The organism is Pseudomonas sp. NPDC089530, assembly GCF_050280705.1.
GTDB lineage: Bacteria > Pseudomonadota > Gammaproteobacteria > Pseudomonadales > Pseudomonadaceae > Aquipseudomonas.
Genome location: NZ_JBNNVU010000008.1, coordinates 51,450 through 69,009 on the forward strand (window position 1 = coordinate 51,450; position 17,560 = coordinate 69,009).

The following is a 17,560-nucleotide window of genomic DNA, read 5'->3' on the forward strand; positions in this document are numbered from 1 at the left end:
TTCTGTAGGAGCGAGGCTTGCCCGCGATACACCTTGAGAACGCCGCGAATCCCTAGCTGTACACCGGCCAGCTCTCGACGATCCGCCCGCCGCGCACCGCCAGCAGATCGCCGAACTGCAGCAGCACGGCTTCGCTCTGCATCGGCCGCAGGAACACCTGGTCGTCCGGCCCCAGGCCCACGGCGGGCGAGCCGTTGACCATCTCCTGGTTGGAACTGCGGCCGAACAGCCCGTTGCCTTGCAGCCCCGGGGGCGACTCGAATTCGGCCTGCCAGTTGCCGCCGTAGATGAAAAACGTCTCGCGCTGGTTCGGGTCCCACCAAGAGAACAACTTGGACTTTTCATCCAGCGCCGGGATGCGCACCGGGCCGGTGTTTTTCAGCACCGGCGTGGCGATATAGGCCGCCGGCACATGCTCGCTGAGGGACGGCAGGTCGTAATGGGTCGGCTTGAGCAGCGCCGTGCCCACCGACACTTCGCTGCTCAGTTGTTCCTGCTCGTGCATGCGGTAGCTGGGGCTGCCGGCGGTGTTGAGGGTCAGGCCCGGCTGCCAGAGCGCCGCATGCTGCTGCCGGGTGAAGTCCACCGCACTCTGGTAACGCTGCATGACCTGGGCGAACAGCTCCTGGGGCGAGCCGAGGATGCCCGGCACGCCCATGCCGACGAAGGGGTCGTAGCCCATGAACCCGGCGAACTCCAGGTGCTGGGGATGGGCGGCGATCAGGGTCAGCAGCGGCCCCAGTTCGAGGCTGTCCTTCACCCCGCCGCGATGCAGGCCGACGTCCAGTTCAATATTGATCCGCAGCCGGGTGCCCAGGCCGCGGGCCAGGGCCAGGTATTGCTGCAGGCGTTCGGGGCTGTCGATCAGCCACTGCAACTGCCGGGCCGGGTCGAACGGGCCCTTGTGGCCCTGGTAGAACAGCTCGGCGGAGCGCACCGGCAGCGGCTTGCCCAGCAGGATGTCGGCCTCGGGAAAGCGCTGGGCATCGTGATTGAGGAACGGCTGGTGGAACGACATCAGGCGCTGGGTGCCGGCGCGCTGGCCGATGTACGCCAGCAGCCCCGGCGACGGCAGGGACTTCTCCACCAGCCGCAGTTGCTTGCCGCCGCGCCTGACCGACTGCATCGCCACATCGATGTTGTGATCGAGGCGGTCGAGGTCGATCAACATCACCGGGCGCATCGGGCCATGGGCCTTGAGTTCCTGGTTCAGCGCGCGGAAATAATCGTTGTAGGGCCCGCCCCGGTCGGCGGGCCGCAGCCAGGCGCCCACACCCGCCAGCAAGGCGCCGACGCCCGCGGTGCCGAGCAGGAAGCTGCGTCGATTCATGGTTTTTCTCCTTTCAGGCCACGCCCAGGACGGACGACAGGTGTGCGTTGAGAAACTTGCCGGTGGGGTCCAGGGCCTCGCGCACCCGGGTGAATTCCCGCCAGCGCGGGTACAGCGCCTGCAACTGCCGGGCATTGAGGCTGTGCACCTTGCCCCAGTGCGGGCGGCCGGCGTACTTCCAGAAAATCGGCTCGATGGCGGCGAAGAAGTTGTGGTGGTCCATGGCGTAGTGCTGGTGCACCGAGATCGAACAGCTGTCGCGGCCCTCGAACATGCTCAGGGGAATGTCGTCGGCCTGGACGTAGCGGTACTCGATGGGAAACCAGGTGCGCAGGTCCTTGTCGCGGATCAGCTTGAGGATTTCCCGCAAACACGCCGGGCCGTGCTCGGCCGGCACCGAGTACTCCATTTCGTTGAAGCGCACGCTGCGCACGTTGGCGTAGATCTCGTAGGAGTCGCCGACCCTATCATCGAAACTGGCGAAGTGCCGCAGGCTGTTGAGCAGCGCGCGGCGGGTCTCGGGGAAGTCGCTGACGTATTTGTCGAGGTTCTCGATCAGGCTGACGAACTCGTTGCCGCCCTCCTCGGCCGGGTCCACGGGCGGGGTCGCCGGGTCCTGGGTTTCATTGAGGGCAATCGACAGCGCGTAGTCGGAATGGGTGACCACCAGCATTTCCCAGTGCTGGTTCTCCCGGGTGTTTTTCGCCACGTCTTCGAGCAGTTCCTCGGTCTTGGCGATCCACTGTTTTTCCCGCAGGCGATAGGCCGGACGATTCTGCATCCGCACCCGGGTCGCCACCCCCAGCGCGCCGAGGGACACCCGCGCGGCATTGAAGATGTCGGCATGGCGCTGGCGATCGCAGTCCAGCACCTCGCCGCTGGCGGTCACCAGTTGCAGGCCGCAGACCTGGGCCGAATAGGACTTGAAGCCGACCCCGGTGCCGTGGGTCGAGGTGGAGATGGCCCCGGCCAGGGTCTGGTAGTCGATATCGGCCATGTTGAACAGGGCCTGGCCGACCGCCTTGAGCGGCGCGCCCATGCGCGACATCGGCGTGCCGGCGGCGAACTCGGCTTGCAGGCTCTGGGCATCGTGGCTGAGCAGGCCGCTGAAATAGCTCAGCGACAGCAGCGTGCCGTCGGTGGGCACCAGGGCGCTGAAGGAATGCCCCGAGCCCACTGGACGGATCTTGCCCGGGGCCTGGCGAATCACCTGCACCAGTTCGTCCAGGTCCTTGGGCGCCAGACGCGCCAGGGGCAGGCAGCTTTGCGCGCCGGACCAGTTGCGCCAGGGAATCAGCCGCGGTGCCCGCGCCAGCTCGGCCAGCAGCGGGTTGCTGGCCAGGGCGCTGAAGGTCCCGGCCACCGCGGCCCGTTGCAGCAACTGACGTCGAGTGAGGTGCATGGTCATGCAAATGTCCCTGTGCTGGATTATTGGAGGTCTTGTGCGGACATGAAGCGGATCAGGGCGAGGAACTGCTCCTCGGAACACTGCATGCACAGGCCCATCGGCGGCATGCCGTTGTAGCCGTTGATGCTGTGGTCCAGCAGCGTGTCGGCGCCCTGGGCGATCCGTGGTTGCCAGGCCGGGACATCGCCGGTCAGCGGCGCGCCGGAGGCCGGGTTGGCATGGCATAGCTTGCAACTGCTGTCGTAGATCCGCGCCAGCGCCGGGTCGCCGGGCAGCTGTTGCACGGCAGTGGCCGGCAGCGGCGCGGGCTGGTCGCCGCAGGCAGCCAGCAGCCCGCCGAGCGTCAGCCATAGCGCCGCGCGTGCCAGGCGATACAGGGGAATGGATAAAGGCCGCCGCGAGGCAGTCGTTGCCGGCATGGTGTTCCTCTCGGGTGATGGCCGGGATCGGCACAGCCCCCACACTAAGGCAGGCGCCGCCAGGACCTGAGGGCATTGCGGGTCAGCGAGGGGGGCATCTGCGGCCAGGCCCGTGAATACGAGGCGTTGGCGGAACCGCCGCTGCGCGGCTATCGCGCGCAAGCTGCGCTCCTACAGAAGCCGGTGAATGCCGCCGGAACCGATCCGCCAGCGGCTCAATATCAGTTGCAACAAAGGCTGTTTTTCCAGGGGAAAAAGCGGCTACTCTTGGCCCAAAGAACCACACCATCGCCGCTCTGCTACACGACTTTCCGCCATTTTGGCCCAGCTCTTTGCTAAAGACCCGAGACACCAGGGCGTCTACCCCTTGCAGCAAGCCCCTGGAGACCGGTCTCGCCCGTCAGCGCCGACGCGCCCTCCAACCCGTCGGTGCCTTGCCCATCGCCATTACGGAATAGAGTCATGACCACAGCCCCTTTGTTGAACACGCTGTTCCCCGTCGCCGCCGACATCCCCGAGCACTACCGCCTGGACGGCCAGGTCGAGCAACGCGAGTACCTGGTCGACGGCCAGCTGCGGACCTGGAACGGGCCCCTGGCCCTGGTGCGCAGCCCGGTGTACCTGGCCACCGCCACTGGCGACGAACAGGTGATTCTCGGCAGCACCCCGTTGCTCGACGCCGACACCGCGCTGACCGCTCTGGACGCCGCGGTGCGTGCCTATGACCGTGGCCAGGGCGCCTGGCCGACCATGCGCGTGGCCGAACGCATCCAGCACGTCGAAGCCTTCCTCGGGCGCATGCGCGAACAGCGCTCGGCGGTGGTCAAGCTACTGATGTGGGAAATCGGCAAGAACCTCAAGGACTCGGAAAAAGAGTTCGACCGCACCTGCGACTACATCGTCGACACCATCAACGCCCTCAAGGAACTGGACCGCCGTTCCAGCCGCTTCGAACTGGAACAGGACACCCTCGGCCAGATCCGTCGCGTGCCGCTGGGCGTGGCGCTGTGCATGGGGCCGTACAACTACCCGCTGAACGAGACCTTCACCACCCTGATCCCGGCGCTGATCATGGGCAACACCGTGGTGTTCAAGCCGGCCAAATTCGGCGTGCTGCTGATCCGCCCGCTGCTGGAAGCCTTCCGCGACAGCTTCCCGGCCGGGGTGATCAACGTGATCTACGGCAGCGGCCGGGAAACCGTCAGCGCGCTGATGGCCAGCGGCAAGATCGATATCTTCGCCTTCATCGGCACCAACAAGGCCGCCAGCGACCTGAAGAAACTCCACCCCAAGCCGCACCGCCTGCGCGCCGCCCTGGGCCTGGACGCGAAGAACCCCGGCATCGTCCTGCCGGACGTAGACCTGGATAACGCGGTCAACGAGGCCATCACCGGTTCGCTGTCGTTCAACGGGCAACGCTGCACCGCGCTGAAAATCCTCTTCGTCCACGAAACCGTGGTCGAGCGCTTCATCGAGAAATTCAACGCCAAGCTGCTCGGCCTCAAGCCCGGGATGCCGTGGGAGCCGGGGGTGGCGCTGACGCCGCTGCCGGAGTCGGGCAAGGTCGATTACCTGCACGCCCTGGTGGCCGACGCCGTCGCCAAGGGCGCCAAGGTGGTCAACCCCGGCGGTGGCGAAACCCGGGCGTCGTTCTTCTATCCGGCGGTGCTGTACCCGGTGAACAGCCAGATGCGCGTGTACCAGGAAGAACAGTTCGGGCCGGTGGTGCCGATCGTGCCCTACCGCGACCTGGAAACGGTGATCGACTACGTCCTGGAATCGGACTTCGGCCAGCAACTGAGCATCTTCGGCACCCAGCCGGCCGAGGTCGGACGCCTGGTGGACAGCTTCGCCAACCAGGTCGGGCGGATCAACCTCAACGCCCAGTGCCAGCGCGGCCCGGACACCTACCCGTTCAACGGTCGCAAAAACTCCGCCGAAGGCACGCTGTCGGTGCATGATGCGTTGCGCACCTTCTCGATCCGCACCCTGGTGGCCACCAAGTTCCAGGAGAGCAACAAGGGGTTGATCAGCGACATCATCCGGAACCGGGAGTCGAGCTTCCTGACCACCGATTACATTTTCTAGACCGGGAGAAATCCTCTGGGCCTGCTGAACACCTGGCGCCTGCCACCGCTGTTGCGCCGTTTCCTGCTTCCGGTACTGGATCCGTATCGGCGCTACCGCTACGCCCGGCTGATCCATGCGGTGCGGGTGGCCCTGGGGTTGCTCGCCACCATCGCCCTGACCACCGGCCTCGATCTGCCCCACGGCGAATGGGCGTCGGTGACCATGCTGGTGGTGATCGGCGGCTTGCAGCACCACGGCAATATCGGCAAGAAGGCCGCGGAACGGGCCATCGGCACCCTGATCGGCGCGGGCGTCGGCCTGGTGCTGGTGCTGCAGCAGGCCTACCTGGGCCAGTCCTGGCTGACCTACCTGGGGATGTCGGCGGTCTGCGGCTACTTCTCCTACCACGCCATTGGCAAGGGCGGTTATACCGCCCTGCTGGCGGCGATCACCGTGTTCATCGTCGCCGGCCATGGCGACAACCACGTCAGCGATGGCCTGTGGCGCACGGTGGACATTCTCATCGGCATCGCCCTGGCCCTGGCGTTCTCCTTCGCCATTCCGCTGTACGCGGTGTATTCCTGGCGCTACAACCTGGCCAGCGCCCTGCGCGACTGCGCCACGCTTTACGGACGCATCATCGGTGGCCAGTCGGTGACCGACGACGAGCACCTGAAGCTGCTGGGGCGCCTCAACGGCACCCTGCTGCAACTGCGCTCCCTGATGCCCTCGGTGTCCAAGGAAGTGCGGATTTCCATGACCGAACTGGACGCCATCCAGCGCCATCTGCGCATGTGCTTCAGCACCCTGGAAATCCTCGGCAACACCCGGCCGGACCTCAGCCAGCCCCAGGCCCGCGAGCAACTGCAACAGGCCCTGAAGCACGAACACCGGCTGGTGCGGATCCAACTGGTGGGCATGGCCCGCGCCCTGCAGTCCGGCGCCACCAGGCGCCTGGGGCGGCCGCTGGAAGGCGCCTCGTCCATCGCCCTCGACACCTCGGTCTACACGGCGCTGGACGGCTACCGCCTGCTGACCCGGCAACTGGTGGCCAACCTCAACGAGATGCGCCAGCGCCTGGCGAAAAGCGCCGAGCACTGGAAGATCTGAATGCGCCGCGCCTGCTGCCAGAGCCGCGCCGGCTAGAACAACTCGCTGAACGGAATGAAACGCGCCGGCTCACCGGCCCGCAAGGTGCTGCCCTCGAGGATCTCCACCAGCCCATCGGCCCAGGAAGCGCCCAGCAACACGCCGGAACTCTGGTTTGGATAAAGCACGGCGCGCCCCTCCTCCAGCCTGGCCCGCAGGTATTCGCGGCGGCCTCCGGCTTTCGGCCAGTCGAAACCGACGCTGACCGGGAAGCTCAACGGCGTGACCTCTTCGACGCCCTGGATGCGCAACAGATAAGGCCGAGCCAGCAGGCCGAAAGTCACCAGGGCCGAGGTCGGGTTGCCGGGCAGGCCGATCACCGGCACCGTGCCGAAGCGCCCCACGGTCAACGGCTTGCCGGGTTTTATCGCGAGCTTCCAGAACACTGGGGTGGCGCACTCGCGCAGCACCTGGCCGAGGCAATCGGCGTCACCGGCGGAGACGCCGCCGGTGGTCAAGATCAGGTCCGCGGCGCATTGCAGCTGTTCCAGGCGCAGCCGGGTCTGCTGCGGCTGGTCGGGGAGAATCCCGGCGTCGATCACCTCGCACCCCAGGGCACTCAACCAGTGGCCGAGCAGGGTGCGATTGCTGTTGTAGATGCAGCCAGGCGGCAAGGGCGTGCCCGGCTCGGCCAGTTCGTCGCCCGTGGACAGCAACGCCACCCGTGGCCGCCGCACCAGCGGCAAGTGGGTGCAGCCCTGGGCCGCGGCGATGGCCAGTTCAAAAGGTCCCAGGCGCTTGCCGGCCCGCAGCAGCACTTGCCCGGCGCGGTTCTCCTGGCCTTGCGCGCGGATATTCTGGCCGGCCTTCAGCGGCTGCTTGAAACGGACGCGACCGTCGTCCCGCACCTCGACGTTCTCCTGCATCTCGATGCTGTTGGCGCCCGGGGGCAGCGGCGCGCCGGTGAAAATCCGGGCGCAGGTGCCCGGCAGCAACGGATCGGGGGCCTGTCCGGCAAAAATGCGTTGCGACACCGCCAGCGGCTGCCCGTCCCAGCCATCGAGGTTCAAGGCATAACCGTCCATGGCGCTGTTCGGCCAGGGCGGCAGATCCAGGGTCGCCACCAGGTCGCTGGCCAACACCCGTTGCCGCGCCTCGCCCAGCGCCACCGGCTCGCTGTCCTGCAGGCGTTGCGCCTCGGCCATGGCCAGCAAGCGGGCGCTGGCCTCCTCCACCGGCATCAGCGGCGAGGGGCTCATCCGCGGGTCCCGCAGGCTTGCACCTGCTTGAGGTGCGGCACGAAATTGCACGGCCGGTGGCGGGCATCCAGTTGCTCGGCGAGGATGCCTTCCCACGCCGTCCGGCAAGCGCCCGTGGAGCCGGGCAGGCAGCACACCAGGGTGCCGTTGGACAGCCCGGCCAAGGCCCGGCTCTGCACGGTGGAGGTACCGATATCGAGGATGGAGATCGCCCGGAACAGCTCGCCAAAACCGTCGATCTGCTTGTCCAGCAGGCAGCTCACCGCCTCGGGCGTGCTGTCGCGCCCGGTGAAACCGGTACCGCCGGTAATCAGCACCACCTGGATATTCTCGTCGGCGATCCACAGCGCGACCTGGGCGCGGATCTTGTACAGGTCATCCTTGAGCAGGTTGCGCTCGCTCAAGGTGTGGCCGGCTTCCAGCAGGCGGCTGACGAGCAATTGCCCGGAGGTATCGGTGGCGTATTCGCGGGTGTCGCTGACGGTCAGCACCGCCATATTCAGGGGGACAAACAATGCATCTGATTTCACACTCATGTCTTTCTCCGGCAGGCACTCATAAAAATCATGGCCGGAGGCTAAAGCGCTGAAACCGTCAGTGTCTAATCACTCTGGCCGACCACTTTATCGAGCAAATCTATCAAGGATTCTTTCTCCGGAAAGTGCCGGTTGGCCCTGGTGGAATCCGCGGCTGATAGAGCCTTTTGATTGCCCATTCGATACTTCCGATTGGACTCGCCAGGGCGACAATGAGATCGTCCCGATACCCAACCTGCGTGCCTTGAACAATGCTCCCGACCTGCCCTGCTTCCCCTTCGTCCATCCCTTGCTCGGTATTGCTGCTGGCCGGAGGCCGCGGTGCGCGCATGGGCGGACGGGACAAGGGCCTGCTGCCCTGGCGGGGCAAGCCGCTGATCGCCCATGTGCAGGCGGCGGTCCGGCCCTTCAGCGACGACCTGATCATCTCCTGCAACCGCAACGCCGAGCAGTATCGGGCCTATGCCGACCAGTTGGTCGAGGACTCGCAGAAGGATTTCCCGGGGCCCCTGACGGGCGTCCTCGCCGGCCTGGCGGTGGCGCGGCATCCGTGGCTGCTGGTATTCGCCTGCGACGCGCCGAAAATCGATGGCGCCCTGATCGGCGCCATGCTGGCGGCGCGCCCCGCCCCGGACGCGGTATTGATGGTGCGGCAGGCCGGCCACTGGCAGCCGATGTTCAGCCTGATCCCCAAGGCCTTGCTGGCGAGCCTGCAGCAAGACTGGGACGCCGGCGAACGCAGCCTGCAGCGCGCCTTGTCGAAGTACCGGCCGCAGGCCTTGATCTGCGCGGAGGACGACCCGCGCCTGAGCAACTTCAACACCCCTGAACTACTTTCTTAACAGCGCTTTTCTAACAGCTCCGCGTGCCACCGAACGGGCGCACAGCCCTTTCCTCCAAAGGCCGGTTCGGGATGTGCAGACGCTTCGTGCATCCTGGCCACCGGCCTTACCCCAGACATCAACCCCCTTTCTCAGCAGGTGCCATCGTGGACATCAAACAACTCAAGTTCCTTATCGCCCTGGACCAGACCCGGCACTTCGGCCAGGCCGCCGCGCGCTGCCACATTACCCAGCCGACCCTGTCCATGCGCTTGCGCAACCTGGAGGACGAACTGGACCTGGTGCTGGTCAAGCGCGGCCAGCGCTTCGAAGGTTTCACCGAGGCCGGCGAGCGGGTGCTGGCCTGGGCGCGGACCCTGCTCGCCGCCCATGACGGCCTGTTCGCCGAGGCCGCCGCGTGCCGTGGTCAACTGGTCGGCAGCCTGCGCCTGGGCCTGGTGCCGCTGAGCAGTTTCAACCCGATCGGCTACGTCCAGGGGCTTTCCCGGAGTTTCCCGGAACTCAAGTTCGCCCTGTCGTCCATGAGCTCGGACCAGATCATCGAGGGCCTGGGCAACAACCAGCTGGACCTGGGGGTGTGTTATCTGGACCACGTGAACCCGAACTACTTCGAGTTTTTCGAGATCGGCGAAACCCGCGTCGGCCTGCTGTACGACACCCGCCACTTCCATTTCGAAGGCAGCGAAATGAGCTGGGAAGAAGCCGCCGAGCTGCCCCTGGGGATGATCAGCAACGGCATGCACTACCGCAAATCCATCGACCTGAGTTTCCGCAGCCGCGGCCTCGACCCGCAGCCGATACTCGAAAGCGATTCGACCTATCAGCTGTTCCAGGCGATTCACGAAGGTTTCTGCTGCTCGATCATGCCGCTGTCCAGCACCCTGGAAAACCCGATCGAAAACCTGGCGTTCATCAACCTGCCGGATGCCAGCGTGCTGGCGCCCCTGGGCCTGGTGATGCGCAAGACCGAGCCACGTTCGGCCATCGCCGAAAAGTGCTTTGCCGAAGCCAGGAAACTGTTTGCCGGGCAAGAGCCAACGGCCGACTAAAAGGGGCTGCGCCGCAAGACGCATTCCTGCCCTACCAGCGGCTGGCGGCCAGTCGGTCGCTCTCCCGGCCATCCACCCAACGCTCGCCGGACGACGTCCGTTCGCGCTTCCAGAACGGCGCGCGGGTTTTCAGGTAGTCCATCAGGAAGGCGCAGGCGTCGAAGGCCGCCTGACGGTGCGCGCTGGCGACGCCGACGAACACGATCGGCTCAGCCACCTGCAACAGCCCCACCCGATGCACCACGGTCACCCGTTGCAGCGGCCAGCGCTCATTGGCCTGGTCGACAAGGCGCTGCAAGGAACGCTCGGTCATGCCCGGGTAATGTTCGAGGAACAGGTTGCCCACCTGTTCTCCCAGGTTCAGGTCGCGCACATACCCGACGAAGGTCACTACCGCGCCCACGCCGGGGTCCTCGCCGCGCACCTCGCGGTGCAGCCGATCGAGGTCGAAGGCCTCGGCCTGGACATGCACGGTCATGGCTCAGCCCCCGGTGACTTGCGGAAAAAACGCGATCTCGTCGAAGTCCCCGATGGGCGCGTCGAGGTTGCACAGGTCCTGGTTCAGCGCGCACATCAGGCTGTGTTCGCCAAGCACCGCCTGCCAGGTCTCGCCCCTGGCCATCAGCAACTTCCTGACATCGCCGACGCTGCGCAAGGACCCGTCCAGCGCGATCTTCTCGCCGCCGATACCGAGCTGCTCGCGATAACGGGCAAAGTAGTTGATCAGAATCATGGGGCGACTCCCGCGTCAAAGGTGCCTGATCGTCCGCCCTGTTTCTTCAGCAGTTGGATGCTGTCGATGACCATGCCGCGATCGACCGCCTTGCACATGTCGTAGAGAGTCAGCGCAGCCACACTGGCCGCGGTGAGGGCTTCCAGCTCGACGCCGGTCCGGCCGTTCAGCCGGCAGGTGGCGACGATCCTGACGCTATCGGGCCCGACAGCCTCCAGTTCGAGGTGAATCGAGCTGAGCAGCAACGGGTGGCACAGCGGGATGAGTTCATGGGTTTTCTTCGCCGCCATGATTCCCGCGATGCGCGCGACCGCGAACACGTCGCCCTTGGGGTGGCCGTTGCGCTGGATCAGTTGCAAGGTGGCGGGCCCCATGCGCACCCAGGCCTGGGCCTGGGCTACGCGCTCGGTCGCAGGCTTGTCGCTGACGTCGACCATGTTGGCCCGGCCTTCGGCATCCAGGTGAGTCAAGGTCGTGCAATCGTGGTTCATGTTTATCCTCGCAGCCTGCAGGCTGGGTTGAGTATGCGATGTTGCCCGGGGAACCGGGGCGAACGCGTGGGCGCCGATCAGCTCAGCACGAAGTCCACCGGTTGCAGCACCGGTGGCAGTTGGGTAGCTCCCAGGGCATCCAGCACCTCACGCTCGATGGTGCGTACCAGGGCATCGGTCGGCAGGTCGTTCTCGTCCCGGCCAAAGGGGTCTTCCAGCTCGTCGCCAATGGCATCCAGGCCGAAGAACGTATAACTGACGATGGCCGTGAAGATCGGCGTCAGCCAACCCAGGGGCTCGGCCATCGCAAAGGGCAGCAGGATGCAAAAGATGTAGCTGGTGCGGTGCAGCAACAGCGTGTAGGGAAAGGGCAACGGCGTGCCCTTGATCCGCTCGCAGATGGTTTGGGCATGGGTCAGGCTGCTCAGGTGATTGGCCATCAGCGTGTAGCGCCATTCGCTGATCGCCCCGGATTCGGCCAGGGTCGAACACTGTTGGCCGACGTGGCGCAGGATGCTGTCCGGCACATTGGGCGCCTGGGCCGGCGGCAGCTGGCTCAGCCAGGTGCCCGCCGCGCTCAGCTCGTCTTCCTGGCGCAGCCTGGCGTTGAGGGCATGGGCGAAGCCGCAGAGGTTGCGCAGAATCCGGCTGCGCTGCTGCGGGTCCGCGATCACCTGGGTTTCGCGGATCATCGAGCGGATTTCCGTCACCAGCGTGCCCAAGGCCTTGCGCGCTTCATACCAGCGGTCGTAGCAGGCGTTGTTGCGAAAGCTCATGAAGATCGACAGCGACAGGCCCAACAGGGTGAAAGGCGTGGCGTTGACTCTGGAAAAATAGGCCGGGTACAGGGTCTCGATCAGCACGATCGCCGAGGCCAGGAGGGTCACCAGCAAGCTGCGCAGGGCGATGCGCCTGGCGATCGAGCCCTTGAGGGAAATCAGCACATTGATCAGGTTGGGTTTGGATCTGACGATCATCGCAAGACAGCCTTTTTGCACAGGGAGAAACCGCGCGGGTCAGCCGCCGGTCATGTTCATGAACCGCACCACTTGCACCTCGTCGTTGAGTTCGAAGTTGTGGCGGTACGGCTTGATTTTCATCGCCTCGACTATTGCCCGCTCCAGGCGCTCCGACTCGCCCGGATGGCTGCGCAGCACCTGCTTCAGGTCGACCGCATGCTCGTTGCCCAGACACAGCAGCAGCCGGCCTTCGACGGTCAGCCGCACCCGGTTACAGGTGGCGCAGAAGTTATGGCTGTGGGGCGAGATGAACCCCAGGCGGATATCCGGCGCCTCGGCCAGGCGCCAGTAACGCGACGGCCCCTGGGTCGATTCGGCAGAGTCGATCAGGGTGTAGCGCTCGGCGATGCGCTCGCGGACCTGGGCGCTGGAAAAGAACGCACCGGCACGGCTGTGTTCGCTGATCGTCCCCAGGGGCATCTCTTCGATAAAGGAGATGTCCAGCCCGCGGTCGATGGCAAAGCCCACCAGGTCGTTGATCTCGTGATCGTTGCGCCCTTTCATCACCACGCAGTTGAGCTTGGTGTGCTGGAAACCGGCGGCATTCGCCGCATCGATGCCGGCGATGACCCGGGCCAGGTCGCCGGTGCGGGTCAGCTGGCGAAAGCGCGTGGCATCGAGGCTGTCGATGCTGATGTTCAGGCGCTGGAGCCCGGCCTCGAACAAGGGCGCCGCCAGCTTGCCCAGCTGCGAGCCGTTGGTGGTCATGCACAGCTCGCGCAGCCCCGGCAGCGCGGCGATGCGTCGGCACAGCTCGACGACTCCCGGGCGGATCAAGGGTTCGCCACCGGTCAGGCGGATCTTCCGGGTGCCCAGGGCGACGAAACTTTGCGCCAGCTGATAGAGCTCCTCCAGGGTCAGGATGCGTTGCCGCGGCAGGAACTGCATGTCTTCGGCCATGCAATACACACAGCGAAAGTCGCAGCGATCGGTCACCGACATTCGCAGATAGTCGACTCGCCTGGAAAAACCATCCCGCAGGATTCGATCTGACATTACCGCCTCCACCAACACTTCAGGCGTATCGACCCGAGGGCTGTTATTAAAAGGCCGCCGTTATAGAGGGGCCTTGTTGCGGTAAGACTAAGTTCAATTAAAAGCGCCGTCTAATCGCTATTAACAACCGGATGATCAATAGGATCTATCAAGCAGAAAAACACCTGAACGCACACCACCTTAAACAAATAATCAATTGATTTACTTTAAATTTTTACCTGATAGAGGGTCTCGATCAGCTGGTTATTAATAGCGATTAGACAGGCACTTCACGGCCAACATAGGCTTGCTCCCGTAGTACTTGAGCGGCACCCGTGAAGTGAATGAATACGCATGACTTATAAGCAGCTTCAAATAAATGCGTATTTAACCGCACAACAAAATAGTCATTAACAATGACTTGGCATTAGGCACAGCCTACGTGCGATGTCCTGGAGAAGAACCATGAGCGAAGTTGAACGCTACAAACCGTACAAGGGGGCGGCCGCCGGTTGGGGCGCGCTGATTGCCGTGACCAGGAACTGGCTGGGCAGCGAAAACGCTTTCAAGAATATTCGCACCATGCTCAAGACCAACCAGAACGGCGGTTTCGACTGCCCCGGTTGCGCCTGGGGCGAATCGCCGGAAAACGGCATGGTCAAGTTCTGCGAGAACGGCGCCAAGGCGGTCAACTGGGAAGCCACCGGGCGCCTGGTCAATCCGGCTTTCTTCAATAAATACACGGTGTCGGCGCTGGCGGCGCAAAGCGACTACTGGCTCGAATACCAGGGCCGCCTGACCCACCCCATGCGTTACGACGCCAGCCTGGATCGTTATGTCGAAACCAGCTGGGACGATGCCTTCGCCCTGATCGCCAGGCACCTGAACGGGCTGGAGTCGCCCGACCAGGCCGAGTTCTACACCTCGGGCCGTGCCAGCAACGAGGCCGCTTACCTCTACCAGCTGTTCGTGCGCGCCTACGGCACCAACAACTTCCCCGACTGCTCGAACATGTGCCACGAGGCCAGCGGCCTGGGCATGGACGACAGCGTCGGCGTGGGCAAAGGTACGGTGACCTTCGATGACCTGGAGGAAGCCGACGCCATTTTTGTCATCGGCCAGAACCCCGGCACCAACCATCCGCGAATGCTCGAACCGCTGCGCGAAGCGGTGAAACGTGGCGCCCAGGTGATCTGTTTCAACCCGCTCAAAGAGCGTGGCCTGGAACGCTTCCAGCACCCGCAGCATCCGCTGGAAATGCTCACCAACGGCTCGGAGCCCACCTCCTCCGCCTACTTCCGCCCGGCCCTGGGCGGCGACATGGCGGCCATGCGCGGCATCGCCAAGTTCCTCTGGCAGTGGGAGCGCGAAGCCCTGGCGAACAACGGCGAGGCGGTGTTCGACCGGGCCTTCATCGCCGAACACACTTCAGGCCTGGACACCTACCTGGCCGAGGTCGACGCCACCAGCTGGGAGCACATCCTCGAGCAGTCCGGGCTGTCCCTGGAGGACATCGAACTGGCCGCCCGCATGTACCGCAAGGCCAAACGGGTGATCATGTGCTGGGCCATGGGCGTGACCCAGCACACCCACTCGGTGCTGACCGTGCAGGAAGTGATCAACGTGCAATTGCTACGCGGCAATATCGGGCGCCCGGGCGCCGGGCTGTCGCCGGTGCGCGGCCACAGTAACGTGCAGGGCGACCGCACCATGGGCATCAACGAACTGGCCCCCGCCGAGCTGCTCGATGCCCTGGAAACGCGTTTTGCCTTCAAGGCGCCGCGCAAGCACGGCCACAACACGGTGATGGCGATCGCCGCCATGGAAGAGGGTCGCGCCAAGGTGTTCATCGGCCTGGGGGGCAACTTCGCCCAGGCCACCCCCGACAGCCCGCGCACCCATGCCGCCCTGCGCAACTGCGAACTCACGGTGCACATCTCCACCAAGCTCAACCGCAGCCACCTGGTCACCGGCCGCGAGGCGCTGATCCTGCCGTGCCTGGGGCGTACCGATATCGATATGCAGGCCCAGGGCCCGCAAGGCGTCACCGTGGAAGACACCTTCAGCATGGTGCACATTTCCCACGGCCAGCTGAAACCCAAGTCGCCGCTGATGCGTTCGGAACCGGCGATCATCGCCGGGATCGCCAACGCCACCCTGGGCAGCCACCCCATCGACTGGCTCTGGGTGATCGAGGATTACAGCCGGATCCGCAACCTGATCGCCGACACCATTCCCGGCTTCACCGACTTCAATAAAAAACTGTTGCACCCGGGCGGTTTCCACCTGGGCAACGACGCCGCCCGGCGCATCTGGAAAACCGCCACTGGCAAAGCCCAGTTCACCCCTGGCGTATTGCCGGAGCACCTGGTGAGCCAAGGCGTGCGCGACCTGGAGGTGAAGCCGGAGCTGATCCTGCAGACCATGCGCTCCCACGATCAGTACAACACCACCCTGTATGGCCTGGACGATCGTTATCGCGGGGTCTACGGCATGCGCGACGTGGTGTTCGTCAATGAGCAGGACATTCGCAAGCTGGGCTACGAGCCGGGGCAAAAGGTCGACATGGTCTCGCTGTGGGGCGACGGCCGTGAGCGCCGGGTGAGCGGCTTCACCCTGATCGCCTACGACATTCCAGCCGGCCAGGCTGCTGCCTACTACCCGGAAACCAACCCTCTGGTGCCGCTGGAAAGCTACGGCGACCGTACCTTCACCCCAACCTCGAAGTTCATCGCGATCCGCCTTGAACCGGCGCCAGCCAGCAACCTGATCCAGTCCTCCGTCGATTGAACCTGCCGGGGCGGCACGCGTGTCGCTCCGGCCCTTTCGAAGCCTGCATTGCCGTTGGCCGCGAGCGGTCGGCCTGGCTGTGCGCGCGTATCGAGCCACTTTGAGGGTATCGTCATGTCAAACCTGGAAGCGCTCGACCTGGCGCGAATTCAATTCGCATTCACGGTCTCGTTCCACATCATATTTCCCGCCATCACCATCGGGCTGGCCAGTTTCCTGGCGGTGCTCGAAGGCCTCTGGCTGAAAAGCAATCATTCGGTCTACAAGGACCTGTACCACTTCTGGTCAAAGATCTTTGCCGTCAACTTCGGCATGGGGGTGGTCTCCGGGCTGGTCATGGCCTACGAGTTCGGCACCAACTGGAGCCGCTTCTCGGACTTTGCCGGGAGCATTACCGGGCCCTTGCTGACCTATGAAGTACTGACCGCGTTTTTCCTCGAGGCCGGTTTCCTCGGGGTGATGCTGTTCGGCTGGAACCGGGTCGGCCGTGGGCTGCATTTCTTCTCCACGGTCATGGTCGCCATCGGCACCCTGATCTCGACCTTCTGGATCCTCGCCTCCAACAGTTGGATGCAAACGCCGCAGGGCTTCTCCATCGTCGACGGGCGGATCGTGCCGATGGACTGGTTGGCCATCGTGTTCAACCCGTCGTTCCCGTTCCGCCTGGCGCACATGGCCACCGCCGCGTTCGTCGCCACCGCGTTTTTCGTCGGCGCCTCCGCGGCCTGGCACCTGCTGCGCAAGAACGATACGCCGCAAGTGCGCAAGATGCTGTCGATGGCGATGTGGATGGCCTTGATCGTCGCACCGATCCAGGCGGTGGTCGGGGATGCCCACGGCCTGAACACCCTGGAGCATCAGCCGGCGAAAATCGCCGCCATCGAAGGTCACTGGCAGAACATCGGCAACGAGCCCACGCCGCTGGTGCTGTTCGGCATCCCCGACATGGCCGCCGAGAAGACCGGTTACGCAATCGAAGTGCCTTACCTGGGCAGCCTGATCCTGACCCACAGCCTGGACAAGCAGATCCCGGCGCTCAAGAGCTTCCCGAAAGAGGACCGGCCGAACGCGACCATCATCTTCTTCAGCTTCCGGATCATGGCCGGGCTGGGCATGTTGATGATCCTCACCGGCCTGCTCGGCCTGGCCCTGCGCCGCAACGGCGCGCTGTACCGCAACCGGCCGTTCCTGCGCCTGGTGCTGTGCATGGGCCCGACCGGCCTGATCGCCATGCTGGCCGGCTGGATCACCACCGAGGTCGGCCGCCAGCCGTGGGTGGTGTACGGGCTGCAGCGCACCGCCGACGCGGCATCGAACCACTCGGTCAGCCAATTGAGCATCTCGCTGGCGTTGTTCGTCCTGATCTACTTCTCGGTGTTCACCGTGGGCATCGCCTACATGATGAAGCTGGTCCGCAAAGGCCCGCAGCCCCATCACGATCATCCGCCACAAGGCGGCCCCGGCCAGGACCGCACGCCGCGCCGGCCGCTGTCCGCAGTCCCCGAGACCTTCGCGTCCGGCCACCCCGCCAACTGAACAAGGAGCTTGCC

16 protein-coding genes are annotated in these 17,560 nt (G+C 64.7%); 6 read left to right on the top strand and 10 right to left on the bottom strand.

Annotation, left to right across the window (positions count from 1 at the left end; all coding sequences use genetic code 11):
- Positions 1–52: 52 nt before the first annotated feature.
- The 3 genes from ACQKQA_RS05125 to ACQKQA_RS05135 all read right to left on the bottom strand — a co-directional run bounded on the left by ACQKQA_RS05125 (position 53) and on the right by ACQKQA_RS05135 (position 3,157).
- Complete coding sequence (locus ACQKQA_RS05125; RefSeq protein WP_427554320.1) at positions 53–1,261, bottom strand: DSD1 family PLP-dependent enzyme; 1,209 nt, start codon at positions 1,259–1,261, stop codon at positions 53–55.
- Between the two features lie 82 nt (positions 1,262–1,343).
- A complete protein-coding gene (locus ACQKQA_RS05130) occupies positions 1,344–2,672 on the bottom strand; it encodes a D-arabinono-1,4-lactone oxidase (RefSeq protein WP_427554322.1) in 1,329 nt (442 codons plus the stop codon).
- Between the two features lie 86 nt (positions 2,673–2,758).
- Positions 2,759–3,157, bottom strand: a complete 399-nt coding sequence (locus ACQKQA_RS05135; RefSeq protein ID WP_427554188.1) for a c-type cytochrome — start codon at positions 3,155–3,157, stop codon at positions 2,759–2,761.
- Positions 3,158–3,619: 462 nt separating this feature from the next.
- On the opposite strand from ACQKQA_RS05135, the gene ACQKQA_RS05140 reads away from it, so the two are divergent.
- A complete protein-coding gene (locus ACQKQA_RS05140; protein ID WP_427554190.1) occupies positions 3,620–5,245 on the top strand; it encodes an NADP-dependent glyceraldehyde-3-phosphate dehydrogenase in 1,626 nt (541 codons plus the stop codon).
- A 51-nt stretch (positions 5,246–5,296) separates the two neighbouring features.
- On the top strand, positions 5,297–6,337 hold the full coding sequence (locus tag ACQKQA_RS05145) for an FUSC family protein (RefSeq protein ID WP_427554192.1): 1,041 nt from the start codon (positions 5,297–5,299) through the stop codon (positions 6,335–6,337).
- Between the two features lie 32 nt (positions 6,338–6,369).
- Here ACQKQA_RS05145 and ACQKQA_RS05150 read toward each other — a convergent pair whose 3' ends face one another.
- Positions 6,370–7,575, bottom strand: a complete 1,206-nt coding sequence (locus ACQKQA_RS05150) for a molybdopterin molybdotransferase MoeA (protein ID WP_427554194.1) — start codon at positions 7,573–7,575, stop codon at positions 6,370–6,372.
- On the bottom strand, positions 7,572–8,111 hold the full coding sequence (moaB, locus tag ACQKQA_RS05155; protein WP_427554196.1) for a molybdenum cofactor biosynthesis protein B: 540 nt from the start codon (positions 8,109–8,111) through the stop codon (positions 7,572–7,574). Before moaB ends, ACQKQA_RS05150 begins: the two co-directional genes overlap by 4 nt.
- Positions 8,112–8,362: 251 nt before the next feature.
- Here moaB and mobA point away from each other — a divergent pair, with 251 nt between their 5' ends.
- The gene (gene mobA / locus ACQKQA_RS05160; protein ID WP_427554198.1) at positions 8,363–8,953 is read left to right on the top strand and encodes a molybdenum cofactor guanylyltransferase MobA; all 591 of its coding nucleotides are present in this window, start codon (positions 8,363–8,365) and stop codon (positions 8,951–8,953) included.
- Between the two features lie 146 nt (positions 8,954–9,099).
- Positions 9,100–10,002 (top strand): LysR family transcriptional regulator, encoded by a 903-nt coding sequence (locus ACQKQA_RS05165; protein WP_427554200.1) that lies wholly within the window; start codon positions 9,100–9,102, stop codon positions 10,000–10,002.
- Positions 10,003–10,033: 31 nt separating this feature from the next.
- Here ACQKQA_RS05165 and moaE read toward each other — a convergent pair whose 3' ends face one another.
- From moaE to moaA, 5 genes are all read right to left on the bottom strand, one after another.
- On the bottom strand, positions 10,034–10,480 hold the full coding sequence (gene moaE / locus ACQKQA_RS05170; RefSeq protein ID WP_427554202.1) for a molybdopterin synthase catalytic subunit MoaE: 447 nt from the start codon (positions 10,478–10,480) through the stop codon (positions 10,034–10,036).
- Positions 10,481–10,483: 3 nt separating this feature from the next.
- Positions 10,484–10,735 (bottom strand): MoaD/ThiS family protein, encoded by a 252-nt coding sequence (locus ACQKQA_RS05175; RefSeq protein ID WP_427554204.1) that lies wholly within the window; start codon positions 10,733–10,735, stop codon positions 10,484–10,486.
- The gene (gene moaC, locus ACQKQA_RS05180) at positions 10,732–11,226 is read right to left on the bottom strand and encodes a cyclic pyranopterin monophosphate synthase MoaC (RefSeq protein WP_427554206.1); all 495 of its coding nucleotides are present in this window, start codon (positions 11,224–11,226) and stop codon (positions 10,732–10,734) included. The genes ACQKQA_RS05175 and moaC overlap by 4 nt, the downstream gene beginning before the upstream one ends.
- A gap of 77 nt (positions 11,227–11,303) precedes the next feature.
- Positions 11,304–12,203, bottom strand: a complete 900-nt coding sequence (locus ACQKQA_RS05185) for a bestrophin family protein (protein WP_427554208.1) — start codon at positions 12,201–12,203, stop codon at positions 11,304–11,306.
- A 39-nt stretch (positions 12,204–12,242) separates the two neighbouring features.
- The gene (gene moaA, locus ACQKQA_RS05190) at positions 12,243–13,241 is read right to left on the bottom strand and encodes a GTP 3',8-cyclase MoaA (protein ID WP_427554210.1); all 999 of its coding nucleotides are present in this window, start codon (positions 13,239–13,241) and stop codon (positions 12,243–12,245) included.
- Positions 13,242–13,685: 444 nt separating this feature from the next.
- Here moaA and ACQKQA_RS05195 point away from each other — a divergent pair, with 444 nt between their 5' ends.
- Both ACQKQA_RS05195 and ACQKQA_RS05200 read left to right on the top strand, forming a co-directional pair.
- Positions 13,686–16,010, top strand: a complete 2,325-nt coding sequence (locus tag ACQKQA_RS05195; protein ID WP_427554212.1) for an FdhF/YdeP family oxidoreductase — start codon at positions 13,686–13,688, stop codon at positions 16,008–16,010.
- Positions 16,011–16,124: 114 nt separating this feature from the next.
- Complete coding sequence (locus ACQKQA_RS05200) at positions 16,125–17,546, top strand: cytochrome ubiquinol oxidase subunit I (protein ID WP_427554214.1); 1,422 nt, start codon at positions 16,125–16,127, stop codon at positions 17,544–17,546.
- The last annotated feature ends 14 nt before the right edge of the window (positions 17,547–17,560 follow it).

What these genes read in the sequence shown, in the direction of transcription:
- ACQKQA_RS05135 (WP_427554188.1), bottom strand. Translation starts at nt 3,157, where the DNA reads ATGCCGGCAACGACTGCCTCGCGGCGGCCTTTATCCATTCCCCTGTAT.
- ACQKQA_RS05140 (WP_427554190.1), top strand. Translation starts at nt 3,620, where the DNA reads ATGACCACAGCCCCTTTGTTGAACACGCTGTTCCCCGTCGCCGCCGAC.
- ACQKQA_RS05150 (WP_427554194.1), bottom strand. Translation starts at nt 7,575, where the DNA reads ATGAGCCCCTCGCCGCTGATGCCGGTGGAGGAGGCCAGCGCCCGCTTG.
- moaB (WP_427554196.1), bottom strand. Translation starts at nt 8,111, where the DNA reads ATGAGTGTGAAATCAGATGCATTGTTTGTCCCCCTGAATATGGCGGTG.
- mobA (WP_427554198.1), top strand. Translation starts at nt 8,363, where the DNA reads ATGCTCCCGACCTGCCCTGCTTCCCCTTCGTCCATCCCTTGCTCGGTA.
- moaE (WP_427554202.1), bottom strand. Translation starts at nt 10,480, where the DNA reads ATGACCGTGCATGTCCAGGCCGAGGCCTTCGACCTCGATCGGCTGCAC.
- ACQKQA_RS05175 (WP_427554204.1), bottom strand. Translation starts at nt 10,735, where the DNA reads ATGATTCTGATCAACTACTTTGCCCGTTATCGCGAGCAGCTCGGTATC.
- moaC (WP_427554206.1), bottom strand. Translation starts at nt 11,226, where the DNA reads ATGAACCACGATTGCACGACCTTGACTCACCTGGATGCCGAAGGCCGG.
- ACQKQA_RS05185 (WP_427554208.1), bottom strand. Translation starts at nt 12,203, where the DNA reads ATGATCGTCAGATCCAAACCCAACCTGATCAATGTGCTGATTTCCCTC.
- moaA (WP_427554210.1), bottom strand. Translation starts at nt 13,241, where the DNA reads ATGTCAGATCGAATCCTGCGGGATGGTTTTTCCAGGCGAGTCGACTAT.
- ACQKQA_RS05195 (WP_427554212.1), top strand. Translation starts at nt 13,686, where the DNA reads ATGAGCGAAGTTGAACGCTACAAACCGTACAAGGGGGCGGCCGCCGGT.
- ACQKQA_RS05200 (WP_427554214.1), top strand. Translation starts at nt 16,125, where the DNA reads ATGTCAAACCTGGAAGCGCTCGACCTGGCGCGAATTCAATTCGCATTC.